We start from the raw sequence: 26,666 nt of genomic DNA, 5'->3' as shown, positions 1-26,666 counted from the left end.
GCCTTCAAAACGGACATTTGCTCCAAGGCCATTGGGCCGGCTCCCTAGCCGCTCACAAAGGCCATGGCTTGTTACCAGACTGCAAGCTTGCGCGGCTTACACTGCGCAGATTATTGCTGCTGACCAGCTCAGCCTGGCACCTGCTTCATGACCGCCTCAGAACCACCATTTACACCATTGCCACCCGAGCTTGAAGACGACCTGCCTCTGCATGCTCTCCTGGTCCCTGGTGCGATTCCTTTGGGATTGAGTGCGCAGACTCTACCCCTGGTTCCTGACGATGAAGACCCGCTGCAGGCGCTGGTAGCCGAGCTGCGCAACTACCAGCATGAGCTGGAGCTGCAGAACGAGGTCCTCAATTACAGCCAGGCCGTGGCTGAGAGTGCCTCCGAGCGCTTCGAGACCTTGTTTGCCAGCATTCCGCTGCCCTTGCTGGTGGTCGACGAGTACGATATGGTCGTTCAGGCCAACGCCATGGCTCACCGGGCGTTTCAGCCCTCGGAAAAAGACCGGCTACTGATCAATTTCAAGCCTTTTGTGCACGCTGAAGACATTGATCGCGTCAACGCTGCATTCGCTCAGGCCAAGCTCCTGGGCCGCGCGCAAGCCCATGAAGTGCGCTTCCAGATCACCAAAAGCTTTGAACTATGTGCCGACCTGCATGTTGCGGGTGTTGTCGTGCCTCAGCAAAATGGCCCGGCGCACTGGCAGTATCTGTGCGCTGTAGTCAATCAAGGCCCCTTGCTGGCCGAGCGCAAGGCGCTACAGGAACGCAATCAGCAACTTTATACCAGCGAGCGCCGGCTGGAGTCGGTCATCAACTCATCGCTGGACGCCATCATCTGCCTCGATCAGCAGCAGCAGATCACCGTCTTCAATCCAACGGCTGCGGCCTTGTTTCTATGCTCTCCGCAAGATGCATTGGGCAGTCCGCTGGAGCGTTTTCTGCCCAATGCTGCCAAGGCGCTGAGCTTTGCATCGCTGACCACTCATGCCGTGCTTGGCGAGATGACGGGACTCACGGTATCGGGGCGCGAAATTCCGGTGGAAATCAGCGTCTCATTCGAGCGCCAAAGCAGTGGCGACACCACGACCATCTTTGCGCGCGATCTCACCAGTCGCAAACGTGCAGAAGCTCAGCGCAATGCACTTGAGACACAGCTGCGCGAGTCTCACAAGATGCAGGCTGTGGGTACCATGGCTGGTGGCATTGCCCATGACTTCAACAATATCGTGGGAGCAATCCTTGGGAACGTCGAGCTGGCCAAGGCCGACAGCTTGGACAACGCAGCTGTCATGGAAAGCCTGCGCGAGATTGAAAAAGCCGGCCGACGGGCGCGTGATCTGGTGCGCCAGATTCTGACCTTCAGTCGCAACGACTCGCCCGAGCGTCGTCCCGTACATGTGCAGGAGGTCATGTCAGACACCGTCCGCCTGCTGCGTGTAACCCTTCCCCCTTCGATTAGTCTTCAGGTTCTGGAGAGTGAAGGCCTGCCGCCGCTGATGGCCGACCCCACACAGGTGGAACAGGCTTTGTTTAATCTCTGCAACAACGCCATACAGGCCATTGGCAATCGACGTGGTGTCATCAAGATGCAGGCCATGCGCATTACGCCGGACCTCCTCCTGTGCGAGCGTCTGGGGCTTCCTGCGGCTGAGTACCTTGCTTTCATGGTTCAGGACTCCGGCCCTGGCATGGACGCTGCAACCCAAAGACGTATTTTCGAGCCCTTCTTTACCACCAAGCCCGTAGGCCAAGGCACAGGCCTGGGCCTGTCCGTCGTGCATGGCGTCATGCGCACCCACGGCGGAGTTGTCGATGTACACAGCAAGCTTGGACAGGGCAGCTGCTTTACGCTTTATTTCCCACTCGGCTCCCCCACAAACCCTGCCGCCCAGCCTCCACTGCGCATGGACAAACCCGAGGCCCCTGAGCCAGAACTGCAGCAGGCAGCACGCGCCAGCCATGTCATGTATGTGGACGACGATCAAGCTCTGGTCTTTCTCTTTGATCGCCTGCTGCGCCGCCGCGGTTATCAAGTCACGACCTTCACCGACCCGCATGCAGCTCTGGCAGCCTTGCAAAAGCAACCCCTACTCTTTGATCTTGTCGTCACCGACTACAACATGCCGGGCTTTAGCGGCCTTGATCTGCTAAAGCAGGTGCTGCTGACCAATCCTCGCCTGCCAGTTGCACTGGCTTCAGGCTATGTCACTGCTGAGATCGAGCAGGAGGCTATCGCCTCAGGGGCCAAGGCCCTGATCCACAAACCCAATGACGTACAGGAGTTCTGCACCACGGTGCATGAGCTGCTCAACTCCTGATTGCTGCTGTCTCATGAATAGCCTCGCAATGAGCGTGCTGAACTGTGTATATGAAGACGAGCACTTGCTGGTGCTGGACAAGCCCTCTGGCCTGCTGTGCGTGCCGGGACGTGGCCCCGACAAACAAGACTGTCTAAGTGCCAGAGCTCAACAGCACTGGCCCGATGCTTTGATCGTGCACCGGCTGGATCAGCCCACTTCCGGCCTGGTTCTCATGGCCCGCAACATAGAAGTGCAGCGCCAGCTCAGCCAGGCTTTTGCCGAACGCCAGGTCCGCAAGCACTATGTCGCAGTGGTGGCTGGTCTTTTGCAAGTCCCCTCTTCCAGCGCCGATGCCAATGACTGGAAGCGCATTGATTTACCCATTGCCGCCGACTGGGAGCGTCGCCCGTTGCGAGTCATCAATCATGAAACAGGCAAAAGCAGTCAAACCCTGTGGCAGGTGCTTGAGCACATAGAACACCCGCCAGAACACCCTCAACTCCCCTGCACCCGGGTTCTGCTCAGCCCGCTGACTGGGCGCACCCACCAGTTACGCGTGCATATGGCTGCCATTGGCCACGCCATACTGGGAGATGCGCTGTATGCCAGTGAAGAGCTGGCCCGCGCAAGACCGCGCTTGCTGCTGCATGCCTGCGAGCTGGAGCTGCAGCACCCCGTCACGCAAGAGTTGTTGACGCTCAAAAGCGAACCCACTTTTTAAGCTGCATCAACCCTGAACAACAAGCCTCCTCCAGAGAGTTGCCGCGCCGCAACAAAATCCATCAAATGTCAAGCAGCTGAGACAGCCGCAGCCCGGCAAGGGACTGTCATTCCTGCCATTTTTAGACCTTTGGGAGCCAGACAGCACATTTGCAGCGCAAATGAGCTCAAACCGATACCAAGCGTGCGCCAGTTGCTATGCACGACATAGCAAAAACCGACCTTCTGCACCACCCCCTGCATACCCTGTTGCCTTCAGTAACGGCTCGTTTAATCTGAGCTTCTTTGCGCGAACTGCCATGGCAGTGCTCGCGTTTTTCGAACATCTCTCGAGATTGAAGGAAGTCCTCATGAGCATTCCGTTCCGCATGCAAGCCGTTGTTGCCGCCCTGGGTCTGGCTGGTGCCTCCCTGGTCTCCACCGCGCATGCCCAAATCAAGATCGCCCTAGTCATCCCCACCACCGGCGCGCTGACTCAATACGGCGACATGGTCAAGGAAGGTGCAAGCACCGCCGTGGAAATGGCCAATGCCGCCGGCGGCATTGGTGGCAAGAAGGTTGAGCTGGTTCCCGTGGACGACGCCTGCGAGCCCAAACAAGGCCCTGTGGCAGCCAACCGCGTGGTCAACAGCAAGATCGGCTATGTGGTCGGCCCCGTCTGCTCAGGCGCATCGATTGCAGCTGCCCCCATCTACAACAACGAAGGCGTGGTCGTTGTGACCCCCTCGGCCACATCTCCCGCACTGACCGACGGCAAGAATTACCACTTCATCTTCCGCACCATCGGTCGTGATGACCAGCAAGGCCCTGCGGCTGCCAAGTTCATCGTCAACACCATCAAGCCCAAGAAGGTTGCCGTGCTGCACGACAAGCAGTCCTACGGTCAGGGCATTGCATCCTCCGTGCGCGACGACCTGAAGAAGGCCAACGTGCCCGTGGCGCTGTTTGAAGGCATTAACGCTGGCGACAGCGACTACTCCGCCGTTATTACCAAGCTCAAGGGCGCAGGTGTGGACTTTGTCTACTACGGCGGCTACCACCCCGAAATGGGTCTGCTGCTGCGCCAGGCTGCCGAGCAAGGCCTGAAGGTCAAGATGATGGGCCCAGAAGGTGTGGGCAACCCTGAAGTCAACGCCATTGCCGGCCCCGCCGTCGAAGGCATGCTGGTGACACTGCCCGCCGACTTTGCAGCCAACCCCAAGAACGCTGCCGTGGTCAAGGCCTTTGCCGACAAGAAGCGCAATGCTTCGGGCGCTTTCCAGCTGACCTCGTTCGCCGCCACTCAGTCTCTGCTGGCCGCCATCAAGGCTGCGGGCGACAACCCGACCAAGGTAGCCGACTGGATGCACAAGTCCACCGTAGACACCGTGTTGGGCCCCGTCTCCTGGAACAAGCAGGGCGACCTGAACTCCTTTGACTTCCAGGTCTTCCAGTGGCACAAGGACGGCAGCAAGTCGCTGGCCAAGTAATTCCACCACTCTCTTCCGGGGGCTTAAGGCAGGGGCCAGGCCTCCGGATATCCGTATATGGCCCTCGGGCCTTTTCCTGTTTCAAGGGTGGCGTTACATGTCAGACATTCTCCCCCAGCTGATACAACAGCTCTTCAACGGGCTCTCACTCGGAGCCATTTACGCCCTGATCGCCATTGGCTACACCATGGTCTACGGCATCATCGGCATGATCAATTTTGCGCACGGTGACATCTACATGATCGGGGCCTATATAGGCCTCGTCACACTTTCAGCCATAGGCACGCAAAGCGGCCTGCCCATCTGGGCCATCATCGGCCTGATGCTGGTGGTCGCCATCTTTGTCACCGGCGTCTATGGGCTGGTGGTCGAGCAGGTGGCATACAAACCGGTGCGGCAAAGCCCGCGTCTGGTGGCGCTGATCTCGGCTATCGGTATGTCCATCTTTCTGCAGAACTGGGTGGCTCTGGGTCAGGGTGCTCGCGACATGGCCGTGCCGTCGCTGCTGCCCGGCGCCGTTAACTTCCACATGGGGGACTTTGAGGTCTTCATCCCCTACACCCGTATTCTCATCATCGTGGTGACGGTGGTGCTGATGATTGCGCTGACCATGTACATCAAGCATTCACGCATGGGCCGCGCCTCGCGCGCCTGCGCGCAAGACATGCACATGGCCAATTTGCTGGGCATCGATACAGGCAAGGTCATCTCCTTCACCTTTGTGCTGGGTGCCGTACTGGCTGCCGTGGGTGGTGTGCTGATTGCACTGGCCGTGGGCAAGCTCAACCCCTTCATCGGCTTTCTGGCTGGCATCAAGGCTTTTACAGCCGCCGTGCTGGGCGGCATTGGCTCCATTCCCGGTGCCATGCTGGGCGGCGTGATTCTGGGCGTGGCAGAGACTTTTGCCGCCGCCTACATCTCTTCGGAATACAAGGACATCGTGGCCTTTGGCCTGCTGGTCACGATTCTGATGTTCCGCCCCTCGGGCCTGCTGGGCAAACCTGAAGTGGAGAAAGTCTGATGAAGTACAGCTTTTCCTCTGCTTTGCGCGATGCATTGATCGCCACGGTGATGACGGCCATCGTCGTCACTCCCATCTTCAGCCTGCACCTGGAGCGAGCTGGCATGCGCACCAACATCGTGCCTGACTGGCGGTGGACGCTCTGGGCCTGTCTTGCCGTGTTTGTCGTGCAGATGCTCAAGCCTTTGCTGACTGGCAAATTGCCCAAGGTCAGCCTGCCCGCCATGCCCGAGATGAAGTCGGGCACACGCAATGTCGTCATCTTTGTGGTGCTGATGATGGCCGCTTCCTGGCCCTTCTTTGCGGGCCGCAACGCTGTAGACATTGCCACGCTGGCCATGATCTACGTGATGCTGGGTCTGGGCCTGAACGTGGTGGTAGGCTTTGCCGGTCTGCTGGATCTGGGCTTTGTGGGCTTTTACGCCGTGGGTGCCTATACCTACGCGCTGCTGTTCCACTGGGCTGGCTGGTCGTTCTGGGAAGCCCTGCCCCTGGCCGGCGCTGCCGCGGCGCTGTTCGGCTTTGTGCTGGGCTTTCCCGTGCTGCGCCTGCGCGGCGACTATCTGGCCATTGTGACGCTAGGCTTTGGTGAAATCATCCGCCTGCTGCTGGTCAACCTGAACAGCTTCACGGGCGGCCCTGACGGCATCTCCAGCATCCCAAAACCCACGGTGTTCGGTCTGCCCATGACGCGCAGCCCCATGACCGAAGACGGCACCACCTTCCACCAGTTCTTCGGGCTGGAGTTCAACTCCATGCACATGGTGATCTTTCTCTATCTGATGGCGCTGCTGCTGGCCATGATCACGCTGTTCATCAGCAACCGCCTGATCCGCATGCCGATTGGCCGCTCCTGGGAAGCGCTGCGCGAGGACGAAATCGCCTGCCGCTCCCTGGGACTGAACCCCATGAAGATCAAGCTCTCGGCCTTCACGCTGGGCGCCATGTTTGCGGGCTTCGGCGGAGCCTTTTTTGCGGCCCGCCAGGGCATTGTCAACCCCGAGTCGTTTACCTTTATCGAGTCAGCGCTGATTCTGGCCATCGTGGTGCTGGGCGGCATGGGCTCGCAGTTGGGTGTCATCGTGGCCGCCATCATCCTGACGGTGCTGCCCGAGCTGGCGCGCGAGTTCTCCGAGTACCGCATGCTGATCTTTGGCCTGGTGATGATCCTGATGATGGTCTGGCGCCCCCAAGGCCTGCTGCCCATGAAACGCCATCAGGTGGAGGTCAAGGCATGAGTCGCTTCAACGCTATCACTTTCATAACTACAACCACAGGCAGGACAAGCGCATGAGCGAGTATTTGCTAGAAGTCAAAGACCTGTGCATGCGCTTCGGCGGTCTGCTGGCCGTGGACAGCATCAGCCTGAACGTGCGCCCACAGGAAGTCTTTGCCGTCATCGGCCCCAACGGCGCAGGCAAGACCACGGTGTTCAACTGCATCAGCGGCTTCTACCAGCCGTCCAGCGGCTCCGTCGTGCTTGACGGCAAGAATCTGGAAGGCAGAAGCAGCCATGAAGTGGCCAACCACGGCGTGGTGCGCACCTTCCAGAACGTGCGCCTGTTCAAGAGCATGACGGCACTGGAGAACCTGCTGGTCGCCCAGCATCGCCAGTCCAAATCCACCATGCTGGGCGGCCTATTCAATACTCCCGGCTATCGCCGCGCAGAGGCTGAAAAAGTCGACAACGCGCTGAAGTGGCTGGATGTGATGGGTTTGCGTCAGTTCGCCAACCGCGAGGCTGGCAACCTGGCCTATGGCCACCAGCGGCGGCTGGAGATTGCGCGCTGCATGATCACCAAGCCTCGCGTGCTGATGCTGGACGAGCCTGCCGCCGGACTGAACCCGCAGGAGAAAAAAGACCTGCAGCACCTGATTGACGAGCTGCGCAAGCAATACGGTGTGGCCGTGCTGCTGATCGAGCACGACATGAGTCTGGTCATGGGCGTGTCCGAGCGCATTCTGGTCATGGAGTACGGCAAGCCCATCGCCATGGGCCTGCCCGAGGCCATTCGCAATGATGAACGGGTCATCAAGGCCTATCTGGGAGAAGCCTGATGAGCCAGCCCATGTTGAAACTGGAGCAGGTCTCCACCCACTACGGCGCCATCTGCGCGGTCAATCAAGTCAGTCTGCATGTCAATCAGGGCGAGATCGTCACGCTGATCGGCAGCAATGGTGCGGGTAAGACATCGCTGCTGATGACGGTGTGCGGCAACCCGCGCGCCAGTGGCGGACGCATTGTGTTTGAGGGCGAAGACATCACCCAGATGTCTACCCACCACATCATGCGCCGCGGCATTGCCATCTCCCCCGAGGGCCGCCGCGTCTTCAAGGACCTGACAGTGACCGAGAACCTGCAGATGGGCGCGTTCTTTCTGAACAAGGCCGAGATCACCGATGGCATAGAGCATGTGTTCAAGCTGTTTCCACGCCTGAAGGAGCGGGCCACGCAGCGCTCGGGCACCATGTCGGGCGGCGAGCAGCAGATGCTGGCCATTGGCCGCGCGCTGATGAGCAAGCCGCGCCTGCTGCTGCTGGACGAGCCCACGCTGGGCCTGGCACCGCTGATCATTGCGCAGATCTTCGAGATCATTCAGACCATTCGCGCCGAGGGCGTGACCGTGTTTTTGGTCGAGCAAAACGCCAACCGCGCCCTGCAGATTGCCGATCGCGGCTATGTGCTGGAAACCGGCAAGGTAGTGCTGGAAGATACGGGCGCCAATCTGCTGACCAACGACGAGGTTCGCAAGGCCTATCTGGGCCATTGAGGCGTGGGTCCCTCATATCCAGTTCACCTCAAACCTCACATCAAGCCTCGCTCGGCACAAGCCCTGCGAGGCTTGTTTTTTAGCTTAGCAATCCCTCGTAAGATCGCTGCCATGACCAAGCATTTAACGATTTTGACCGGCGGCTCCCGTGGCATGGGCCTTGCCATGGCGCAACAACTGCTGCAGCAAGGAAGCCATCTGCTGAGCATCGCCCGTACCAGCAGTACTGCCCTGAAATCAAGCGTCAGTGAGCCCGATCAGCTATTGCAATGGGAGCAAGATCTGGCCCAGAGCGAGGCCTGCGCACAGCGGCTGACAGCCTGGCTGCAAACGCTCAATCCAGGTGACTGGGGCAGCATCACCCTGATCAACAACGCCGGTGTCATCCCTCAGATCGCACCGCTCTCCAAGGTGTCCGCCGCCGACGTCATCAATGCCATGCGTGTAGGCCTTGAAGCCCCCATGGCTCTGACCGGCGCCTTTCTCGCGGCCACCGACAACTGGAGCGTGCCACGCAAGGTGCTCAATATTTCTTCAGGTCTGGGTCGCCGTGCCATGGCATCGCAAGCCAGTTACTGCACCGCCAAGGCGGGCATGGACCAGTTCAGCAGCTGTGTAGCACTTGAAGAGGCTGCCAAGCCCAACGGCGCACGCATTGTTTCACTCGCCCCCGGCGTCATCGACACCGACATGCAGGTGCAACTGCGCAGCGCAGCTGCCGACAGCTTTCCCGATGTGGAGCGCTTTGCCAGCCTGCACAGCCATGGCCAGTTGACCTCGGCTGCGGATGCTGCCGCCCGTGTTCTGGCCTGGCTGGCACGCCCGGACTTTGGCGAACAAGTGATTGCCGACGTACGGCAAGCCTGACTTTATAGATTCAAAAAAGAATAGCTGTAATCCTATGCTGGCCAATGGACTGCAGCTATTTTCAGCTTGATTTCGTCTGAGCACGAAAAGGCTGTGTGCCAGGTTGGTCTATTCCTGCACCAAGACCTTGGCAGCTCGGCATACATGGCAAAATGTTTCCACAGCTTTTCAAACAGCTTCGCGCTGAGCGAAACACTGCAATCCGCACCCGTGGGCCACATTGGTAGCGACACCCGATCGGTACGCTACCCCCGTGCTAGCACCGGCAGCAACCCTGCCATGCAGCGCGTGCGGATGCTGGCTATGTCTGTACGGCACGGCCAGCGCTCTCCGGTAAAGACAAATACCCATTGATGGCGGAACCACCGTCCCCGATCATCGAAAAGCCCACCTTCCGTGACTCTGGCTCCTGATCTTTAGCTCAGGACACCAGCCGCGACCGCGCCGCCATCTTTTGAAGCAGCGCTCCCCCGTTCGTCTCTGGAGCTTCTTTTTCATGTTTCGCCAAATCATCCTCAGCACGGCAACGATTGCCTGTGCAAGTCTGAGCTTTTCCGCAGCTGCCCAAAACCCCGTCGCCGAATACCCCAACAAACCCGTACGCATGATCGTGCCCTTTCCGCCCGGCGGCGGCACGGACATTCTTTCGCGCCTGATTGCCAACAAGCTCACCGAAGTCAGCAAATGGACTGTGGTCCCGGACAATCGCTCAGGCGCAGGCGGCACGATTGGCATTACCGAAGTCGTCAAGGCAGCTCCCACAGGCTATGACATGGTCATGGGCCAAAAGGACAACGTCGTTCTTGGCCCCTATCTCTATAAAAGCCTGCCTTGGAACCCCACCAAGGACCTGACGCCTGTAGCTCACGTGGCCTACACCCCCATCGTGATTGCCACATCTGCCAACTCGCCCTACAAGACGCTGGCCGACGTGGTGGCGGCCGCCAAGAAAACCCCCGCCAAGATCACCTATGGCTCTCCTGGCAACGGCACCAGCATTCACCTGGCTGGCGTGATGCTGGAGAAAGCCTCTGGCATTCAACTGACCCACGTTCCCTATAAGGGCTCCAACCCCGCCATGATGGATGCACTGGCCGGCAATGTGGACCTGCTTGTGTCGTCCGTGCCTTCTGCCATTGGCCAGATCAAGTCCGGCAAGCTGCGGGCAATCGCTGTAACTTCGGCAAGCCGCTCCACCTCCTTGCCTGACACTCCCACTCTGGCCGAATCCGGCCTCAAGGGCTTTAACGTGAGCACCTGGTACGGCATTTTCATGCCCCGCAACACGCCCACGCCCATCGTGAGCAAGGTCAATGCAGAAGTGAACAAGCTGCTGGCCATGCCCGAAATCAAGGAAGCGATTCAGACACAAGGAGCCGAGCCACAGGCCATGAGCGTGCAAGCCTTTGAACAGTTCTTCCAGGCAGACTTCAAAGCCAACAAGGCTATTGTTGAGGCTTCTGGCGCGACGATTCAATAACCCCCTGAGCGGCTTACGCCGCTTCCCCCAGAAAGGGGGACGACAGCATCGCTGCGGGGCGGCCCTTGCTTGCTGTCTCTTACGTTCAGGGCATGCTTAATTTTCGGCATTGCCCCATAAAAAAGACCTCCAAATGGAGGTCTTTGTTTTTTAAGCTCTGCTTGTTTATTCGCGGACTACGAGCACAGGTATCTTGACGGCGCCCAGCACGCGCTGGGTGACGCTGCCGAGCATCAGCTTTTCCAGGCCACGACGGCCCTGAGAACCCATGACGATGAGGTCGGCGCCCACACTGTCCATGGTTTTGACGATGCCTTCGTGCACGGCATGCCCCTCACCCACCACGGTCTTCACGGAGACACCAGCCTCTTCCATGATGGTCTTTACCGCATCCAGCGCCGTATTGGCTTCTGCCGTGGCCGCACTTAGATACTGAGACTGGCCATAGGCAAAATCCGCGCCAACGCCCGTAAAAGGATAAGGATCCACGACATACACCGCAGTCACTGCGCTGCCGAAGACCTTGGACAGCTCGGCGGCCTTGCGCGCTGCCAGCATGGAGGGCTTGGAGCCATCGACCGGGACCAGAATGTGATTGAACATGGACATGTGCTTCTCCTTTGAGGTGACTGACGGCAACGCATATAACGCTGCCGCTTTCTGCGATGACACGAGTCTGCCCTCATCATGCGCCACCGTATTGACGTGCATCAACTCTGGCTGGTGCACGGCACAATGAACGAGAGAGCAGTTTGGTCTTAATCCGACTTAGCGATGAGGATGCCCGGAGCCAGAACCTGGATGCCTTCCTCCCGATGGTCTATGCCCACCCTGGCCTGGAGGGCGATGTCCTCCCGATGCGCCATGACCAGGATGCGGTCTATGTCCTCCATGTACCCCATGCCCATGGGGTGGTCTATGCACTGGCGGTCGATGGGCATGATGGTGATGTACATGTCTTGGAGGTCGATATCCAGGAGCGTAGTAAACGCCGCCATAGGGCTGATAAACATAGGTCTCGCTGTAGCCGTAGTTGTAACCAGGCCCTGTGGCGTAGCAACCTGATAAAAACAGCGCAAGCGCCGAGACTCCAAACAACTTCTTCATGAGTGGGAGTCTATTAGCAAGCCAACCGCACTGGTATTCAAGATGTAAGCAAGTCAAGCCACCTAACGAACGGTATCAAGATTGTTCCCAGTTTTGGGCTATCTTCATTTCTTTGACTTTCCTGTCAACCAACTGACATGATCATGCGTTAAAAGATCATCTACACCAGTTTCCATTCACCCCTTCAAGGAGTTGCCATGACTTACCTATACGCCGCCTATCCAGAACTCAAAGCGACGCAGGAGGTTGTGACTTCCCTACCCGACCCACGCTCCCCGGAAGAAGTACTGCGCATGCTGTCGCAAAACCCACCTCCAGAAGGTGAGTACAGCGTCGATGCCTTCTAAGAAAGCGCGTTCTTCAATTGCCAAGCCACCTGAGAAGGTGGCTTTTTCGTGGGCACTTCAAATTTCAACTATTGCGCTAGCCCTCAGGCCTCAAAGCCCCATATCGCTGAGCGCATGGCCAATGCACCGTACTGATATGCCGCATTAAAAATGCGCGGAGCTTCTTTCTCATGCACAGCACCTACCGCATAAAGCAAAGGCAGATAGTGGTCATGTGTAGGGTGTGCCAGACGCGCCTGAGGACCCCATTCCAGAAAGGTGCTCAGCTCGGCGAGATTGCCGCTGTCAAAACGCTGCTGAACCTCAGAGTCAAACTGAATGGTCCAGTCAAAGGCCTGATTGTCAGTGACATCTCTACGCATCGCCCGCAGGTTGTGCACGATATTGCCACTGCCGACGATCAGCACGCCTCGGTCACGCAAGGCTCGCAACTGCTGCCCCATCTCGAAGTGCTTTTCTGGAGACAGGCCATAAGGCATGCTCAACTGAATCACGGGAATTTTTGCAGCAGGGAACATGGGCAGCAGGACAGACCAGGTGCCATGATCGAAGCCCCATTGCTGATCCAGCAACAGACCTGAACCATCCAGTGGCGAATGAAGCTCAGCAGCCAACTGCCTGGCAACCTCCGGGGCTCCTGGCGCAGGATATTGCTGATCGAACAGCTCTTGGGGGAAGCCGCCAAAGTCATGAATGGTTCGCGGCTGGGCCATGGCAGTCAAAGCCCACTCTGACTCTGTCAACCAATGCGCGGAAACACACAAAATAAGTTGTGGTGCAATGCCTTTTTCCATCAACTCCTGCCCCAGAGCTTTCCAGCTTTGGCGCCAGTGCGTATCTTCAATCACATTCATGGGGCTGCCATGCCCAAGGAACATAACCGGCATGCGCGGAGAAGGTTTGAGTTGCTGCAGCAACTGCTCTGGCAGTACAGAAGAGGAAATGGAATTCATGGAATAGACCTTCCAGCCCCCGCCAGCTGCTGCAATCACAGCGCCGCTCAGGGACAAAAGCGTGCGTTTACGCATCTCAGTCAATCAAATACACCGTTGACCGGTGCTCTTTCAAGATGGGGTTAGCTTGCCACAGTGCAATCCCTCTGCGCAGCCTCAGTCATAAGACAGACTGTCCTGAAAGTACTTCACTGCATTCCATCTGCGCTACAAAATCCATACACAAGGAGTTTTTATGTCAGATGCAGCACCCCGTCCTCTGCAAGGGCTTCGCATTCTTAGCCTTTGCCTCAACCTGCCTGGACCTGCAGCCCTGTGGCGCTGCGTCAGCATGGGGGCCAGTTGCCACAAAATTGAGCCGCTGACTTCAGATGGGCGCAGCAGCGACCCCATGGCGATGTATTGCCCCGAAGCCTACGCTCAGATGCACGATGGCGTGCAAGTGGTTCAACTGGATCTCAAAACGCCTCAAGGACAGCGCAGCCTTCATGAGCAACTGGCACACACCGATATTCTCTTGACTTCATTTCGACCCACGGCATTGAACAAGCTGGGCTTGGCTTGGGAGGATTTACAGACCTTCTACCCCAAGCTCTCCATGGTGAGAATTTTCGGTAGCGCAGACCAGTTCGCTGACATGCCCGGACATGACCTGACCTATCAGGCAGAAGCCGGTCTGATCACCAGCACCACGCTTCCTCCCAGCCTGTTCGCCGACATGACTGGTGCACTCATGGCCAGTGAAGCTGTGCTACAAGCCGCGCTCGTCAGCCTCCGTACAGGACGTGGCATTGTGCGAGATATCGGCCTGGCCCAGGCCGCTCAATGGCAAGCTCTGCCCTGGACCTGGGGGCTGACGCAGCCATTGGGCGATGTGGGTGGTGCCCATGCGGGCTACTCCATCTACCCCTGCAGCGACGGTATCGTGGCGGTTGCAGCACTGGAGCCCCACTTTGCCCAACGTCTATGTGCTGTTGCAGGCATGTCATTCACACACCATGAGGACATGCGCAGGCAGGAAGTGCACCGGGGCATTGCCATCTTCTTTGCAGCTCACAACTGTGCACAGCTCAGTCAGCTGGCGAAGGAAAAAGATATCCCTCTGTATGCCATGACTCGTGGTTAGCCTTGGCAGCTGGATAGCAAAAAAGGCCAGCTCTCTTTCAAGAGCTGGCCTTTTTTCATTGGCTGGATACAGCACACAAGGGATGCTTACAGCCCCTTGAGCACCTTGCCATTCACTTCCTTGCCGTACAAGGTGTACTTGCCGGCATGGTACTTCTCAGCAGTTGCCTTCAGGTCGCCATTGAAACGCGGGTCCTGACCACGCTCTTGGCTATTGATGAACGTGGAGACATCCCAGGCTTCCTGATCCGTCAAGGTTGCATTGCCGTAAGGCATGTTGTTCTTGATGAAGTTGGCCGCCTTGTCGATTTCGTGCATGCCTGCGCCCCAGTTGTAGGAGTCCTTGCCCCACAGTGGCGGGAATACAGCGATATCACCCACAAATTGACCCTTGCCATCGCTACCGTGGCATAGCGCGCACTTGGCTTCATAGACCTTGGCACCTGCTTCATAGGTAGGTGTCTGTTCAGGCTGGGCTGCCTTCTTGAAGCCTGCTCCAGGCAGCTTCTCACCGGTAGGTGCCTTCTGAGCCATCCAATAGGCATAGCTTTCCAGTGCCACCAAGATCTCGTGACCGTCTTCAGGCGCCTTGCCGTTCATGGAGTACATGAAGCAGCCGCGCACGCGTTCTGCAAACGTGTCCATGTGTTCCGTCTTCTTGCGGTACGCCGGATACATGGGGTAGGCACCCCACATGGGAGCAGCACCCTTTAAGCGGCCAGCATCCAAGTGGCAGTTCGTGCAGCTCAAGGGGTTGCCAGAGTAGCCTACTGCATTGGCAGGCGTACGAGTAAAGATCGCCTCACCACGACGCACCCATTCGCCCGCTGGGCCTTCCGGGTAGTCTTTCTCACCTGGAGGAGTAAATTCTCCAGGCTTGGCTGAGACAGCAACCGCCTTGACATCTGCTGCGGGCGCAGCGACTTGTGCAGGCTCCTTGGCCTTGTCTGGGCTGCTGACGCTCATGCCATACCAGAGCGCACCGCCAAGACCTGCAAACATGCAGGCCACTACGGCGTATTCAGCAATATTGGAACTTTTGGAAGCAGTTTTTTGTTGGTCCGACATAGTCAACTCCCCAACGCTTAAGGTTTTGCTGGCGCTGCAGGTGCAGCAGCGGCGGGGTTATGCAAACGCTGGTAATACGCTGCCACGGCCTTGATGTCATCAGCAGTCAGCTTCTTGGCAACTGTACCCATCAAGCCCAGAGGTCCTGCTTCACGCTGCCCCTTGTTCCAAGCATCAATCTGGCTCTGCATATAGTCAGCAGTGAGGTGTCCGATGGCTGGAAAGTCCTTGCCAACGCCCACGCCACCTGGGCCATGACACTGAGCACAGGCAGGAATACCATCCGCCCAACGTCCACGCTCGACCAGCCAGGCTCCATTGTCGTCGTCCTTGCCGGGCAAAGCCCCACGCACACCCTTGATAGGCAACTGCAGGCTGGCGTAATAAGCCGCCACATCAGCGCGCTCTTGCTCATTCAGAGCCTTGGCCATAGGAGCCATGACTGCCGACTGACGCGCACCGGCAGCCATCTGGTTCAGCTGACGCTCCAGGTAGCCCGAATGCTGTCCAGCCAAGGCCGGAAAGCCAGGCTGGCCCTCACCTTTGGCACCGTGGCAGCTTACACAGGCTGCGGCGCCACCAGCAGAGCCGGACTGAGCGATCTTGGCGCCGGCGCTCACATTGCCGTTCAGTGCAGCCGTAGCTGCAGCGGGTTCTTGTGCCCAGGCACTGGTCGCCATCAGCATGGAAATGCCGACAGCCACCCACGACCGGGGCAGGGTCTTTGTGTTCAAGCGATTCATCTTGGGAAGGGGGTTGATGCGGCGCTCATTTGCCGCGCATCAGGCGTGTGCTAGACGCCGAAGTTTGACTTCTGCTGCCCGGCATATATCCCCCGTGACAGCAAGCACATGAGCCAACAATACCTGCACAAGATTAAGCAGTAATTAACTGCCATGGGATCCCTCATCCGCGTCAGTCAGCAGAGAGCTGCGCGCAGGACTTGACCGGCAAGAGCAGGCGAACCACCAGTCCGGTCATCGAGTCCCCCTCAACCTCGATACAGCGCTGTTCGCGTTGGAGCCACTGCGCAAGCGAGAGTAGCTCAAGAGCACCACCGCTGCACTGAGCAATACGCTGCACGATGGCCAGCCCCAGCCCACTGCCATGAGCCTGATGCTGCTTGCGCCAAAAGCGCTGCGTCGCGACAGCGCAGTCCTCTTCACTGAGGCCTGGCCCATGATCGAGCACGGTGAACTCCACATAGCCCGCCTCACTCACAGGCCTTGCACTCAAACTATCTCCTGACTGCACATCCAGCTTCTCAATGTGCTTCACCCCCAGCAGCACCTGCGACTTTCTCGCCAGATCATGTGCATTTTGCCCGTAGTGCAGCGCGTTTTCCATCAAGTTTCGCAATGCAGAGACAAGCAATGGCTGCGGCACCACCACTCGCACATCCTGCAAAAAAGTATCGTCTTGTCGTTGTCCCGGCAGCCATTGCAACCGATGCTGCCCGGAAGGTATGGCCGTTGCCGTCAACTCCCAAGCCTTCTCCAGCGCATCCCATGCACAGGCTGGCTCGCTTCCGCAAGGCATGGCCCGAGAGCCTGTTTCATCGGCGCTCACCGGCTGACAGTCCAGCCTGGCCAGCAACAGCAGCTGCTCCAGCGTATGCTGCAGATGCTCTACCCCTTCACCAGCTTGCTCCAGTGCCTGGGTCGTCATCTTCCATTGATCGGTGTCGGCAATCGGCACTGCTTCGCTTGCACCCGGATTCAGCTGCGTCTTCGCAGTCACCATCTGCACTCCGGCACTGGATACGGCCATCTGTGCAACCTGCACATGGGTCTTCACCGCCGTCAGCGGTGTACGCAGCTCATGGGCCGCGTCGTCGCTCCAACGGCGCTCGCGCTCAATCGCACTGTGCACGCGTTGCAGCAAATGGTTGATGGTGTGCACCAATGGAGCCAGCTCTTTGACCTGCCGACCCTGAGTCACGGGAGAGTCATCTCCAGGCGGTCGCTGACTGAGCTCTTGCCGCAGTGACTCCAGCGGACGCAGCCCGCGCGTCACCACCCACCACATCAATACCAGGCTGACCATCAGCGCCAACACGAAAGGCAAGATGATGGTGTAGGCAAATCCATGCACCAGCCCTTCGCGCACATCAATGCGGTCTGCCGTTGCAATACGCACACCATGCTCTTCAAGCACATAAGTGCGCCAGGGCTTGCCTCCCTTGCTGATGGTCGAGAAGCCCAGAGGCAAAGGGGTTTGAAAGCTTGGAGCCCCTGCTGTACGCGCCAGCACCTGGGAGTCATCGCTCGCATCCTGCGGCTGCACTGCGCTGTCTGCAGCGGGCTCTTGCTCTGTACCTCTGCGCGGTGCAGTACGAGGAGCGTCTAGCGGAGAGGCTGGAATCAGCCCCTGCCGCGAGTCCTGTCTCGCATGCTGCTCTTGCTGAGGGGACGCAGGTGCTGTGTGGACTTCGCTGCGCAACAGGCTGACCTCGCAAGCCACGCCATCACGCGACACTACATTCAGCATAGGCCCCCAGTCTTCCGGGCTGGCGTTATGCGGCTTGAACTGGTGAACAATGCCTGCGACCATGCGGGCAGATGCGATCAGGCGATCATCCAACACCGAGCGCAACTCATGTCGCATGCCGGCAAACATCCATGCCGCCACACCGCCCCATAGCGTGCAAAGCACAAGACATAGGGAAACCAGCAAGCGAACACGAAGGCTGCGCATCAGCGCGCTCCTTGCACGCGCCCCAGCCTAAAGCCTACGCCACGCACGGTTTCAACAATGTCCGTACCCAGCTTGCGGCGCAGATGGTGCACATGTACGTTCACCGCGTTGCTCTCCACATCCAGGCTGTAGCCATAAAGGCTGTCTCTCAGTTGCTCCAGGCTGAGCACCCGTCCGGGAGACTGCAGCAAAGCGCTCAGCAGCGCCCACTCGCGTCGAGACAGGTCTACTGCCGCACCATCGCGCAGCGCCTGGCTGGCAGCCAGATCCACCTTGACATCACCGAGCACAATCCAGTCCACGCTGCGCCCGGCCGCGCGGCGCAGCAAAGCATGCAGGCGCGCGGCAAGCTCGTGTAAATCAAAAGGCTTGACTAGATAGTCGTCAGCCCCCGTCTGTAAGCCCTCAATGCGCTGCCCCACGGCATCACGAGCCGTCAGCACTAGCACGGGCAGCTCCACCGCCTGCCGACGCCAGCGTGAGAGCAGTTGCAAGCCATCCTCATCAGGCAAGCCCAGATCCAGCACACACACATCAAAGTGGGAGGACTTGATGGCCGCATCTGCCTGAGCGGCACTGCCCACAACATCCACACCAAAGCCCTGTAACTGCAGGCCCGTTTTGACCCCGCTGGCAACCAAAGCGTTATCTTCTACTAACAGTACATGCATCGTCGTCATCGCACACCCGCCAGTAGCCTCGACTCTTGCCGAAGTAAGTACCCGTTGCGCGCCCTTCTTGATCGAAATGCGACAAGCATCGCAGATTTATCTTTCCTCAGCGTTAACCCCTGCTTAATCCCATGCACACAAGATGAGCCAGACCTCCTCTCAATCCCGGCCTCATCAGGCACTTGCAAGCACTCTCAGCAACCTCATGCATTTGCGCCCCCTTATTGCTTTTTTTGTGCTCTCAGCGGCCTTGCTGACGGGATTGACGTCTGGGGCGCAGCCGCTCAGCATTCCCAGCCTCCATGCTGAAGAAAGCGGCTCCGGCAGTGATGTTCTCAGCGCCGAGCAGGCATTCACTCTTGCGCCACCAATGCTGTCAGCCATCAAAGCTGATGAAGCGCAGACGCTTGAGTTCAGCTGGCGCATTGCCTCCGGTTACTACCTTTACCGAGAGCAGGTTCGCCTGACAGATGCACAAGGGCAGCCCCTGGCTGTCACGCTGCCCGAAGGCCAGGTGCTGAGCGACGCCTTCTTCGGCACCGTGCAAGTCTTTCGCAACACGCTGAGTGCCACTGCCGCTCTACCCTCACAAGGCCTGCAATGGCCGCTGCAGCTGCAATGGCAGGGCTGTGCCGACATCGGTGTGTGCTATCCGCCCCAGCAAATACAGATCACGGCACAGCAACTGAGCTTGCCTCTGCAACAAGGCTCCTCTATACCGAGCGACCCTATCGCAACTGACGATAATCCTGCACCCTCTTCTAGCCTGAGCTGGCTGCATCTCCCCCCCAGCCTCCTGCTGGGCCCCATTACCCTGCCCACCATGGCAGTGGTCGTTTTTCTGGCTTTGTTTTCCAGCCAATGGTGGGCCAGGCGCCAGCAGCTACGCAGTGGTCAGCCCGTGGAGTCCGTACTGTTTCAAGCCACTGTGGCTGGCTTGCTCATGGCGCGGATTGCCTACGTGGCTCAGTGGGCCAGTCAGTATTGGCAAAGCACCCCAGAAGAGACAGCTCCCTTGGCTTCCGCTTTGCTACGCATGATCGACATTCGCGACGGCGGCTGGAACCTCTGGGCCGGCCTTCTGGCCGCACTGCTGTGGACACTGTGGCGCAGTCGTAGCACAGGTGTCCTGCGCAAGCACAGCGTTCAGGCACTGGCTGCCGGAGCTTCGATATTGATAGCAGGTAGCGGAATGCAGACAAGCACTGGAGGCCAAAACACTCCTCTACCGAGCCAAGCCTTCGTCAATGTAGCGGCGCAGTCCGTAGACCTGAGCCGCCATCAGGGCCAACCCCTGGTTATCAATCTGTGGGCCAGCTGGTGCCCACCTTGCAAGCGCGAAATGCCCGTACTGCTGCAGGCGCAAAAAGATCACCCGAACGTGCGCTTTATCTGGCTCAATCAAGGCGAAGAAGCAGCCACCGTGCTGCGCTATCTTCAAACCATGCCTTTACCTCCTGAGCAAGTACTTCTGGACACAGAGCAGCATGCCAGCCGGCACTGGAAGCAGCGCGGCCTGCCCTCGACGTATTTTTATGACGCTGACGGACAACTCAAGGCCATGCGTACAGGAGAGCTTTCTCGCGCCAGCCTGATCGAGTTGCTGCAAAGCGTCCTCCCCCACGATCCGCCCCAACCATAAAAGCCACCAAGAGGTTTCTCGTGCCCCATTTATTGCCACAAAACTGGCAACATCGCCTCCCTCGCCTGCGCTCCACAACCGCCTTGCTGCTGCCATTGCTGGCCGCAGCCGCCGCCACGCTGGTCGCTGCTGCCTATGGCCGCGATGTCATAGCCGCCAGCAGCGGCACCAGTGCCAGTGCCAGTGCCAGTGCCAGTGCCAGTGCCAGTGCCAGTGCCAGTGCCAACGCCAGCTCGACCACTGAGCTGCCTTCCGCCCAGTTTCTGGCAGAGCAAGGGTTGCAAATTGTGGGCCCCATGACAGCCAACGGCGGCCTCAAGGCTTGGGCTGCCTACCGAGATCAGCAGCCCATCCCAATCTATCGCATGCCAGACGGCAAGCACTGGGTCATAGGCACAGTCATCGACGCACAGGGCAAGGATGTCAACGCCAAGGCCTTGCAAACTGCCGTGCAAAAGCCCATGGGGCAAGAGCTTTGGACAGACCTGGAGAGCACGCACTGGATTGGTGATGGCAAGCCAGACGCACCGCGCATTGCCTACGTCTTCACCGACCCCAACTGCCCTTATTGCAACCAGCTCTGGCGCGATGCGCGTCCCCTTGTGCAATCGGGACAGCTGCAGCTGCGCCATATCCTGGTGGGCATATTGCGCCCCAGCAGCGAGGGCAAGGCTGCCGCCATTCTGGCCTCCAAGCCTCCAGAGCAAGCGCTAGCCAGCCATGCCATGGCCTACGCGAACACCCAGGGCAAAAGTCTGGATGCCCTGGGCATTGCGCCGCTGCAGCGCATCCCCCTGTCGGCCCGTGACGCACTGGCCAACAACGCTGCCTTGATGAGCAATGCCGGGCTGCGTGCCACGCCGGCCACCATCTGGAAAAACGGCCAGGGTCTGGTAGAGATTCGCACGGGTATGCCGCCCGGCCTGCTAGATGAACTGATGGGCCAGGCAGCCGCCAAGCCCTAAGCGCACTCCGTTAGAGCGACCTCAAACAAGCGCTAGAGCGCTAGCTGCGCGCCCTGAAAGTTTTCACGGCGATAGGTCAGCACCAGCGTGTCACGCACGCCGCCTGGCTGAACCGGCTGAATCGGAGTGGTTTCATGGATCATGCGTGCATCGTCGAGCAGCATCACAGACCAGGGCTCGGTCAGCGTAAAGCGCTGTCCGTTCGGCCCTGCGGCTTCAAACACACGCGTCTCCCCACCCTTGATACCGTCTCGCCCTACCAGCACCACGGCAACCAAGTCCACGCCATCGCGGTGGGCTCCCTCTGGGGTTGGGCGACCGATACCGTCCGTGGTATCGATACGGAACTGGTGCGCCTCCACAAACCAGCGCTCGTGCGCGTCATCCGTGCAAAACACTTGGTCGGCGAGCTGCCCCAGCGCATTGATCATGGCAAGCCATGCAGTGCTTTGCGTAGTCGCATCCAGCATGGGTTCAAACAGACGCTGCATGCCGCCGTGCAATGCGTTGTATTCCACCGGCTGCCAGTGGGGTCGGTGCGGCACCTGCTGCACACCCTCGACCTCGCTGACAAAACAGGAATGACGGCGACGACGATAGCGCCCGCCATCCTTGAGAAAAGCATCGGGTGGCAGGCTCTGCCAGTCTGCATTCATGGCATGCAAATCACTCATGTTAAGACCCATCCACTGGGCAAAGTCCTCGGGCTGGATCACGGCATATCCGTGAGTACGCAAGTACTGAGCAGCCTGGGAGGCGGCAATATAGGGAGGAGAAAACATGATGTGCGCCATAAGGCCGGCAAGCTTACTCCTTGCAGCACCTGCTGGCCCATGGCTCAGCATCAAAATTTGCGCAAGGCAGCAACAACCAAATTGCATGAATAAAAAACTGCCTGCTTCACACAAGGCAAAGCAGGCAGATCAAGTCTGACATCCTGTCCGGATGCCAGAACGTTCATCACGACAGTGACGAGAGCAATACAGCTTGTGGCTTACACCAGGGGCAGGCCCACATAGTTCTCAGCCAGCGAGGTAGAACCTGCTTCGGAGTTGACGATGTAGTCCAGCTCGGCTTCCTGCACCTTGGTGTTGAACTCGCCCTCATTGGGGAAGTTGTGCAGCATGGAAGTCATCCACCACGAGAAGCGCTCGGCCTTCCACACGCGGCGCAGGCACTGCTCGGAGTAGCGGTCAATACCGGCTTCGGACTTATCCTGGTAGTACTCGACAAAGGCTTGCGACAGATAGCCCACGTCGGAAGCCGCCAGGTTCAGGCCCTTGGCGCCTGTGGGAGGCACGATGTGCGCAGCATCACCGGCCAGGAACATGCGGCCAAAGCGCATGGGCTCGGTCACAAAGCTGCGCAGAGGCGCAATGCTCTTTTCCAGGGATGGGCCGGTCACCAGGTTGGCACGGGCTTCGGGGTCCAGACGCTTCTTGAGTTCTTCCCAGAAGGCTTCGTCGCTCCAGTCCTCGACCTTGTCTGTCAGGGGCACTTGCAGGTAGTAGCGGCTACGCGTAGCACTGCGCTGGCTGCACAGGGCAAAGCCGCGCTCGGTGTTGGCGTAGATCAGTTCTTCGGAGACAGGAGGTGTGTCCGACAGCAGGCCCAGCCAGCCGAAGGGGTACACCTTCTCGAAGGTCTTGATCTTGTCCTGAGGAGCGCTGGCGCGGCAGATGCCGTGGAAGCCGTCGCAACCGGCGATGAAGTCGCACTCAATCTCATGCACCTGACCGTCTTTTTCGTAGCGAACCTTGGGCTTGTCGCTCTCGAAGTCGATGGGCTGCACATTGCTGGCTTCATACACCGTGGTCAGGCCTTCTTGGGCGCGCACTTCCATCAGGTCGCGCGTCACCTCGGTCTGGCCATAGACCATCACGCGCTTGCCGCCCGTCAGGTCGTGCAAGTTGATGCGGTGGCGCTTGCCCTTGAACAGCAGCTCGATACCGTCGTGGGGCAGTCCTTCTTCATTCATGCGCTTGTCGGCACCGGCCTTCTTCAGCAGATCAACCGTAACCTGCTCCAGCACGCCGGCGCGGATACGGCCCAGCACATAGTCGGCGCTGCGTTGCTCGATGATGATGTTGTCGATGCCTGCCTTGTACAGCAGCTGGCCCAGCAGCAGACCCGAGGGACCTGCACCGATGATGGCGACTTGAGTGCGCATGATGTATGACTCCTTGTTATGGCTCAAAAATGGGGCAACCAGATCGCCTTGCAGCGCTGGTTGAGCACTGCCGTAAGACTAAGTTTTGTGCTGCATCAAAACAAAGGTATGCGCTCTTGCTTGCGCGATAATCGCACAAAGAGGCCGATAATCGCGCAAAACACAGACTCTCTTTATCGCAGCATGACCGAGCCCAAACCACCTTCCACCGCCGCTGCCCCCGTGATAGCCCCTGCAGACTTTATTGCAGGCCTGGCCAAGGGCCTGTCTGTGCTGGAGAGTTTTGACACCGAGCGCCAGCGCCTGAACGCCACCATGGCCGCCGAACGCGCCGGCATCACCCGCGCTGCAGCAAGACGCCACCTGCTTACGCTGACCTATCTAGGCTATCTGGAAAGCGATGGCAGCTACTTCTGGCTGACACCCAAGGTACTGCGCTTTTCCGGCAGCTATCTGGCCTCGGCGCGGCTGCCGCGCATCGTGCAGCCGGTGCTGCACCGCCTGGCAGCGCAGACGGGCCTGTCTTATTCCTGTGTGGTGCGCGAAGGGCAAGAAGTGGTCATCGTTGCGCGCAGTGCCGTGCATGAAAAAGGCGAGCGCCTGATGGCCCACGGCCTGCATCTGGGCACACGACTGCCTGCTCACGCCACCTCTACCGGGCGCGTATTGCTGGCCGCGCTTTCCCCTGCCGAACTCAACGAATGGCTGGCCGCCTATGACCTGCCCAAGCTCACCGCGCATACCATCTCCAGCGGCGATGAACTCAAGGCTTTGCTCGATGAGGTGCGCCGCCTCGACCATTGCCTGGCGCAGGAAGAGCATGAACTGGCGATTCAGGCAGTCGCCGTCCCCTTGCGCAATATGCAAGGACGCACGGTGGCAGCCTTGAACATGGTGACATCGGCCAAGCGCATGACCCCGCAGGTGATACGGCAGGAAATATTGCCGCTGCTGCAGGAAGCAGCCAGAACCCTGCGCCCGCTGGTCTGATGCAAGGCTTTGATATTTGCTATCAAACTCAAAGCTGCTTGCGCTTGTATTTCCTTGATTTCAGATTCATTTCTATCTGAAATCAAAGGCTTCCCAGCGCTTACAGCTCCTGAATTCAAAGCAATATTAATAAATACAGAAAACCCAGAGTCCTCAGATGTGACCACTTTCCACCGAGCACACCTGCAGGCTCAGACGGCGCAGCAGCTCTGCCGTGCGCCGCATCAGTGGAGTGGACTTCTTTTTCGCCGGCTGAACCAGGCACAAGGTGCTCACGATATGCGGTGATTTGATGGGCACTTCCACCAACGATGCATCCGTGGCATGGCTGTGCATGGCGCTATCGGTCAAGGCCGCATAGCCATAGCCACCGCGCACCAAGTCCAGAATGGCAGGCACGCTGGAAACCTCCCACACCACATTGAGCTTGACCTGGGAGAGCGTGGCCTGCGCCTCCATCAGCTTGCGAAATATCTGTCCATGCTGGGGCATGATGAGTGGAAATTCATCCAGATGCGCGAACGGGATGCTGGTGCGCCCGGCCAAGGCGCTGGCCGGGCCGATCAGGCACAGGCGCTCTTCCAGCACGGGTGAGACTTCGATCTGCGGGTGGGGTTCCGGCGTGTAGACCAGCCCCAGGTCCATGCGCCCCGAGGTCAGCCACTCCGAGATATTCATGGAAAAGCCTTCGACCACTGCCAGTCGTGCCTTGGGCATGTCACGGCTGAAGCCATCGATCAGCGGCAAGGTCAGCCGCCGCGCCAGGCTTGGCGGCAGGCCCACGGTGATGCGCCCCACAGGCTCGTCACGCTGACTGCCCAGGTCTTCCTTGGCCATGGCCACGCGCTGCATGATGGCGTGACCATGCTCCAAAAGGCGTCTACCCGCATCCGTCAGCGTCACCCCGCGCCCGGTGCGGATGAGCAGTGTCTCGCGCAATTCCGTCTCTAGCGCCCGCACCTGACGACTGAGCGCTGGCTGCGCCGTATCCAGCAGTACAGCAGCTTTGCTAAAGCTTCCTACTTCGGCCACCCGAACAAAGGTTTCAATCTGCTGCAAGTTCAATTCCGCATCCCCCAGTTAAGCTATGCTATTTTGCTATAGCAGCTAGCCCAAGCTAGGCCTAGGCATTTAATAGCCCGCTGACACAATGTATTCAACTGGGCGCAAATACCTAAAACAACAGCCGATGATATGAAAAATGCGTGATATCACACGCAAGCCATCCTCGACAGTCCTTCCAGGGAGACAAAAATGACACACAAGCTCAACATGAGCCGGCGCCAAGCTGCATTCGCACTGGGCGCCATCGCTGCTGCCGTGGCAGCCCCCTCCTTTGCCCAGTCGGGCAAGTGGCCCACCAAGACAGCACGCATCATCAACCCCTTCCCCGTAGGCGGCGGCCCCGATGGGATCTCGCGCCTGGTGGCTGACAAGCTCGGCCGCGCTTGGGGTCAGTCCGTCGTAGTCGAAAACCGTCCCGGCGGCAATGGCTTCATCGCTATCAATGAGTTCAAGCGTGGCGCCACAGACGGCACGGACATGATCCAGCTGGACAACGTCCATATCGCCGCCTACCCCCACCTGTTCAAGAAGCTGCCTTACGACCTGAACAAGGACTTCAACATCCTGATGCCCTTGTTCCGCAACTTCTTCTTTGTCTGCGTTCCCGTCAACAGCCCTTACAAGACCATTGGAGACCTGATCGCCGATGCCAAGGCCAACCCCGGCAAGTTGAACTACGGCTCCTGGTCCGTGGGCAATCCCGTGCATTTGGGCTCGGCTCTGCTGGAAAACCAGACCGGCACCAAGATGGAGCACGTCATCTATAAGGAGACCAGCCAGCTGTACCAGGGCGTTGCCAATGGCGAGCTGACCTTTGCCCTGGGCTCTCTGGGTACCGCAGGCCCGCTGGTGCGTGGCGGCAAGCTGCGCTTCCTGGCTGTGGCTGCGCCCAGCCGCATTGCCGGTTTCGAGAATGTGCCCACGGTCTCCGAATCGGGTGGCCCCAAGGACTTTACGGCTATCGGCTGGAACGCCCTGGCCGTGCGCCCCGGCACGCCTGAAGCCGTGGTTGAAAAAATCCGCGCCGACGTTCGCCAGGCTCTGACGGGCCAGGACGTGAAGGACAAGTTCACCGCCTTCGGCTATGAGCCCTTCAACCCCACGCCCGCTGAGTTCAAGGCCTTCATGGAAGCCGAAAGCAAGCGTTTTGGTGAAGTGATCAAGAAGGCTGGCCTAGCTCTGGACTAAGCTCCTAGACTCAGCACAAAAGCCGCCTTTTCAGGCGGCTTTT

Annotated in this window: 25 protein-coding genes; 15 read left to right on the top strand and 10 right to left on the bottom strand. The window is 58.8% G+C overall.

What is annotated here, in order from left to right:
* Nucleotides 1-147: 147 nt before the first annotated feature.
* From AC2I9W_RS01545 to AC2I9W_RS01505, 9 genes are all read left to right on the top strand, one after another.
* Nucleotides 148-2,325: a PAS domain-containing hybrid sensor histidine kinase/response regulator gene (locus AC2I9W_RS01545; RefSeq protein ID WP_486408319.1), complete on the top strand. Its 2,178-nt coding sequence runs from the start codon at nt 148-150 to the stop codon at nt 2,323-2,325.
* A gap of 13 nt (nt 2,326-2,338) precedes the next feature.
* Nucleotides 2,339-3,028 (top strand): RluA family pseudouridine synthase, encoded by a 690-nt coding sequence (locus tag AC2I9W_RS01540; protein WP_486408318.1) that lies wholly within the window; start codon nt 2,339-2,341, stop codon nt 3,026-3,028.
* Nucleotides 3,029-3,377: 349 nt separating this feature from the next.
* The gene (locus AC2I9W_RS01535; protein WP_486408317.1) at nt 3,378-4,496 is read left to right on the top strand and encodes a branched-chain amino acid ABC transporter substrate-binding protein; all 1,119 of its coding nucleotides are present in this window, start codon (nt 3,378-3,380) and stop codon (nt 4,494-4,496) included.
* A gap of 97 nt (nt 4,497-4,593) precedes the next feature.
* Nucleotides 4,594-5,517 (top strand): high-affinity branched-chain amino acid ABC transporter permease LivH, encoded by a 924-nt coding sequence (gene livH, locus AC2I9W_RS01530; protein WP_486408316.1) that lies wholly within the window; start codon nt 4,594-4,596, stop codon nt 5,515-5,517.
* Nucleotides 5,517-6,755 carry a high-affinity branched-chain amino acid ABC transporter permease LivM gene (locus tag AC2I9W_RS01525; protein WP_486408315.1) on the top strand — a complete coding sequence of 413 codons (1,239 nt, stop codon included), beginning with the start codon at nt 5,517-5,519 and terminating at the stop codon, nt 6,753-6,755. Before livH ends, AC2I9W_RS01525 begins: the two co-directional genes overlap by 1 nt.
* 52 nt (nt 6,756-6,807) lie before the next feature.
* Nucleotides 6,808-7,575: a high-affinity branched-chain amino acid ABC transporter ATP-binding protein LivG gene (livG, locus tag AC2I9W_RS01520; RefSeq protein WP_486408314.1), complete on the top strand. Its 768-nt coding sequence runs from the start codon at nt 6,808-6,810 to the stop codon at nt 7,573-7,575.
* Nucleotides 7,575-8,288 carry an ABC transporter ATP-binding protein gene (locus AC2I9W_RS01515; protein WP_486408313.1) on the top strand — a complete coding sequence of 238 codons (714 nt, stop codon included), beginning with the start codon at nt 7,575-7,577 and terminating at the stop codon, nt 8,286-8,288. Before livG ends, AC2I9W_RS01515 begins: the two co-directional genes overlap by 1 nt.
* A gap of 111 nt (nt 8,289-8,399) precedes the next feature.
* A complete protein-coding gene (locus tag AC2I9W_RS01510; RefSeq protein ID WP_486408312.1) occupies nt 8,400-9,155 on the top strand; it encodes an SDR family NAD(P)-dependent oxidoreductase in 756 nt (251 codons plus the stop codon).
* Nucleotides 9,156-9,651: 496 nt separating this feature from the next.
* On the top strand, nt 9,652-10,635 hold the full coding sequence (locus tag AC2I9W_RS01505; protein WP_486408311.1) for a Bug family tripartite tricarboxylate transporter substrate binding protein: 984 nt from the start codon (nt 9,652-9,654) through the stop codon (nt 10,633-10,635).
* Nucleotides 10,636-10,800: 165 nt separating this feature from the next.
* On the opposite strand, the gene AC2I9W_RS01500 is transcribed toward AC2I9W_RS01505, so the two are convergent.
* Together AC2I9W_RS01500 and AC2I9W_RS01495 are read right to left on the bottom strand one after the other, a co-directional pair.
* Nucleotides 10,801-11,238: a universal stress protein gene (locus tag AC2I9W_RS01500; protein WP_486408694.1), complete on the bottom strand. Its 438-nt coding sequence runs from the start codon at nt 11,236-11,238 to the stop codon at nt 10,801-10,803.
* Between the two features lie 155 nt (nt 11,239-11,393).
* Nucleotides 11,394-11,591: a hypothetical protein gene (locus AC2I9W_RS01495; RefSeq protein ID WP_486408310.1), complete on the bottom strand. Its 198-nt coding sequence runs from the start codon at nt 11,589-11,591 to the stop codon at nt 11,394-11,396.
* Nucleotides 11,592-11,939: 348 nt separating this feature from the next.
* Here AC2I9W_RS01495 and AC2I9W_RS01490 point away from each other — a divergent pair, with 348 nt between their 5' ends.
* Nucleotides 11,940-12,089: a hypothetical protein gene (locus AC2I9W_RS01490; protein WP_486408309.1), complete on the top strand. Its 150-nt coding sequence runs from the start codon at nt 11,940-11,942 to the stop codon at nt 12,087-12,089.
* A gap of 83 nt (nt 12,090-12,172) precedes the next feature.
* Here the strand turns inward: AC2I9W_RS01490 and ygiD are convergent, their stop codons facing one another.
* Entirely contained in the window at nt 12,173-13,042 is an 870-nt protein-coding gene (gene ygiD / locus AC2I9W_RS01485) for a 4,5-DOPA-extradiol-dioxygenase (RefSeq protein ID WP_486408308.1), read from the bottom strand.
* A gap of 235 nt (nt 13,043-13,277) precedes the next feature.
* Here ygiD and AC2I9W_RS01480 point away from each other — a divergent pair, with 235 nt between their 5' ends.
* Nucleotides 13,278-14,168, top strand: a complete 891-nt coding sequence (locus tag AC2I9W_RS01480; RefSeq protein WP_486408307.1) for a CoA transferase — start codon at nt 13,278-13,280, stop codon at nt 14,166-14,168.
* Between the two features lie 86 nt (nt 14,169-14,254).
* Here AC2I9W_RS01480 and AC2I9W_RS01475 read toward each other — a convergent pair whose 3' ends face one another.
* The 4 genes from AC2I9W_RS01475 to AC2I9W_RS01460 all read right to left on the bottom strand — a co-directional run bounded on the left by AC2I9W_RS01475 (nt 14,255) and on the right by AC2I9W_RS01460 (nt 18,603).
* Complete coding sequence (locus tag AC2I9W_RS01475; RefSeq protein ID WP_486408306.1) at nt 14,255-15,235, bottom strand: c-type cytochrome; 981 nt, start codon at nt 15,233-15,235, stop codon at nt 14,255-14,257.
* Between the two features lie 17 nt (nt 15,236-15,252).
* Entirely contained in the window at nt 15,253-15,978 is a 726-nt protein-coding gene (locus AC2I9W_RS01470; protein WP_486408305.1) for a c-type cytochrome, read from the bottom strand.
* Between the two features lie 172 nt (nt 15,979-16,150).
* A complete protein-coding gene (locus AC2I9W_RS01465; RefSeq protein WP_486408304.1) occupies nt 16,151-17,932 on the bottom strand; it encodes an ATP-binding protein in 1,782 nt (593 codons plus the stop codon).
* The gene (locus AC2I9W_RS01460; RefSeq protein ID WP_486408693.1) at nt 17,932-18,603 is read right to left on the bottom strand and encodes a response regulator; all 672 of its coding nucleotides are present in this window, start codon (nt 18,601-18,603) and stop codon (nt 17,932-17,934) included. The genes AC2I9W_RS01465 and AC2I9W_RS01460 overlap by 1 nt, the downstream gene beginning before the upstream one ends.
* A 205-nt stretch (nt 18,604-18,808) precedes the next feature.
* On the opposite strand from AC2I9W_RS01460, the gene AC2I9W_RS01455 reads away from it, so the two are divergent.
* Nucleotides 18,809-20,245: a prolipoprotein diacylglyceryl transferase family protein gene (locus AC2I9W_RS01455; protein ID WP_486408303.1), complete on the top strand. Its 1,437-nt coding sequence runs from the start codon at nt 18,809-18,811 to the stop codon at nt 20,243-20,245.
* 20 nt (nt 20,246-20,265) lie between these two features.
* Complete coding sequence (dsbG, locus tag AC2I9W_RS01450) at nt 20,266-21,210, top strand: thiol:disulfide interchange protein DsbG (RefSeq protein WP_486408302.1); 945 nt, start codon at nt 20,266-20,268, stop codon at nt 21,208-21,210.
* A 32-nt stretch (nt 21,211-21,242) separates the two neighbouring features.
* On the opposite strand, the gene AC2I9W_RS01445 is transcribed toward dsbG, so the two are convergent.
* On the bottom strand, nt 21,243-22,004 hold the full coding sequence (locus tag AC2I9W_RS01445; RefSeq protein WP_486408301.1) for a 2OG-Fe dioxygenase family protein: 762 nt from the start codon (nt 22,002-22,004) through the stop codon (nt 21,243-21,245).
* Between the two features lie 200 nt (nt 22,005-22,204).
* Complete coding sequence (pobA, locus tag AC2I9W_RS01440) at nt 22,205-23,380, bottom strand: 4-hydroxybenzoate 3-monooxygenase (RefSeq protein ID WP_486408300.1); 1,176 nt, start codon at nt 23,378-23,380, stop codon at nt 22,205-22,207.
* A gap of 183 nt (nt 23,381-23,563) precedes the next feature.
* On the opposite strand from pobA, the gene AC2I9W_RS01435 reads away from it, so the two are divergent.
* Nucleotides 23,564-24,370: an IclR family transcriptional regulator domain-containing protein gene (locus AC2I9W_RS01435; protein ID WP_486408299.1), complete on the top strand. Its 807-nt coding sequence runs from the start codon at nt 23,564-23,566 to the stop codon at nt 24,368-24,370.
* 153 nt (nt 24,371-24,523) lie between these two features.
* Here AC2I9W_RS01435 and AC2I9W_RS01430 read toward each other — a convergent pair whose 3' ends face one another.
* On the bottom strand, nt 24,524-25,435 hold the full coding sequence (locus tag AC2I9W_RS01430) for a LysR family transcriptional regulator (RefSeq protein WP_158391182.1): 912 nt from the start codon (nt 25,433-25,435) through the stop codon (nt 24,524-24,526).
* A gap of 189 nt (nt 25,436-25,624) precedes the next feature.
* Between AC2I9W_RS01430 and AC2I9W_RS01425 the strand changes: the two genes are divergently transcribed.
* Complete coding sequence (locus AC2I9W_RS01425; RefSeq protein ID WP_486408298.1) at nt 25,625-26,623, top strand: Bug family tripartite tricarboxylate transporter substrate binding protein; 999 nt, start codon at nt 25,625-25,627, stop codon at nt 26,621-26,623.
* The last annotated feature ends 43 nt before the right edge of the window (nt 26,624-26,666 follow it).

It is taken from the genome of Comamonas sp. FUJ_7 (assembly GCF_057369555.1).
This window is presented reverse-complemented; position numbering and strand designations above follow the sequence as displayed.

What these genes read in the sequence shown, in the direction of transcription:
- AC2I9W_RS01545 (WP_486408319.1), top strand. Translation starts at nt 148, where the DNA reads ATGACCGCCTCAGAACCACCATTTACACCATTGCCACCCGAGCTTGAA.
- AC2I9W_RS01540 (WP_486408318.1), top strand. Translation starts at nt 2,339, where the DNA reads ATGAATAGCCTCGCAATGAGCGTGCTGAACTGTGTATATGAAGACGAG.
- AC2I9W_RS01535 (WP_486408317.1), top strand. Translation starts at nt 3,378, where the DNA reads ATGAGCATTCCGTTCCGCATGCAAGCCGTTGTTGCCGCCCTGGGTCTG.
- livH (WP_486408316.1), top strand. Translation starts at nt 4,594, where the DNA reads ATGTCAGACATTCTCCCCCAGCTGATACAACAGCTCTTCAACGGGCTC.
- AC2I9W_RS01525 (WP_486408315.1), top strand. Translation starts at nt 5,517, where the DNA reads ATGAAGTACAGCTTTTCCTCTGCTTTGCGCGATGCATTGATCGCCACG.
- livG (WP_486408314.1), top strand. Translation starts at nt 6,808, where the DNA reads ATGAGCGAGTATTTGCTAGAAGTCAAAGACCTGTGCATGCGCTTCGGC.
- AC2I9W_RS01515 (WP_486408313.1), top strand. Translation starts at nt 7,575, where the DNA reads ATGAGCCAGCCCATGTTGAAACTGGAGCAGGTCTCCACCCACTACGGC.
- AC2I9W_RS01510 (WP_486408312.1), top strand. Translation starts at nt 8,400, where the DNA reads ATGACCAAGCATTTAACGATTTTGACCGGCGGCTCCCGTGGCATGGGC.
- AC2I9W_RS01505 (WP_486408311.1), top strand. Translation starts at nt 9,652, where the DNA reads ATGTTTCGCCAAATCATCCTCAGCACGGCAACGATTGCCTGTGCAAGT.
- AC2I9W_RS01500 (WP_486408694.1), bottom strand. Translation starts at nt 11,238, where the DNA reads ATGTTCAATCACATTCTGGTCCCGGTCGATGGCTCCAAGCCCTCCATG.
- AC2I9W_RS01495 (WP_486408310.1), bottom strand. Translation starts at nt 11,591, where the DNA reads ATGTACATCACCATCATGCCCATCGACCGCCAGTGCATAGACCACCCC.
- AC2I9W_RS01490 (WP_486408309.1), top strand. Translation starts at nt 11,940, where the DNA reads ATGACTTACCTATACGCCGCCTATCCAGAACTCAAAGCGACGCAGGAG.
- ygiD (WP_486408308.1), bottom strand. Translation starts at nt 13,042, where the DNA reads ATGAATTCCATTTCCTCTTCTGTACTGCCAGAGCAGTTGCTGCAGCAA.
- AC2I9W_RS01480 (WP_486408307.1), top strand. Translation starts at nt 13,278, where the DNA reads ATGTCAGATGCAGCACCCCGTCCTCTGCAAGGGCTTCGCATTCTTAGC.
- AC2I9W_RS01475 (WP_486408306.1), bottom strand. Translation starts at nt 15,235, where the DNA reads ATGTCGGACCAACAAAAAACTGCTTCCAAAAGTTCCAATATTGCTGAA.
- AC2I9W_RS01470 (WP_486408305.1), bottom strand. Translation starts at nt 15,978, where the DNA reads ATGAATCGCTTGAACACAAAGACCCTGCCCCGGTCGTGGGTGGCTGTC.
- AC2I9W_RS01465 (WP_486408304.1), bottom strand. Translation starts at nt 17,932, where the DNA reads ATGCGCAGCCTTCGTGTTCGCTTGCTGGTTTCCCTATGTCTTGTGCTT.
- AC2I9W_RS01460 (WP_486408693.1), bottom strand. Translation starts at nt 18,603, where the DNA reads ATGCATGTACTGTTAGTAGAAGATAACGCTTTGGTTGCCAGCGGGGTC.
- AC2I9W_RS01455 (WP_486408303.1), top strand. Translation starts at nt 18,809, where the DNA reads ATGCATTTGCGCCCCCTTATTGCTTTTTTTGTGCTCTCAGCGGCCTTG.
- AC2I9W_RS01445 (WP_486408301.1), bottom strand. Translation starts at nt 22,004, where the DNA reads ATGGCGCACATCATGTTTTCTCCTCCCTATATTGCCGCCTCCCAGGCT.
- pobA (WP_486408300.1), bottom strand. Translation starts at nt 23,380, where the DNA reads ATGCGCACTCAAGTCGCCATCATCGGTGCAGGTCCCTCGGGTCTGCTG.
- AC2I9W_RS01435 (WP_486408299.1), top strand. Translation starts at nt 23,564, where the DNA reads ATGACCGAGCCCAAACCACCTTCCACCGCCGCTGCCCCCGTGATAGCC.
- AC2I9W_RS01425 (WP_486408298.1), top strand. Translation starts at nt 25,625, where the DNA reads ATGACACACAAGCTCAACATGAGCCGGCGCCAAGCTGCATTCGCACTG.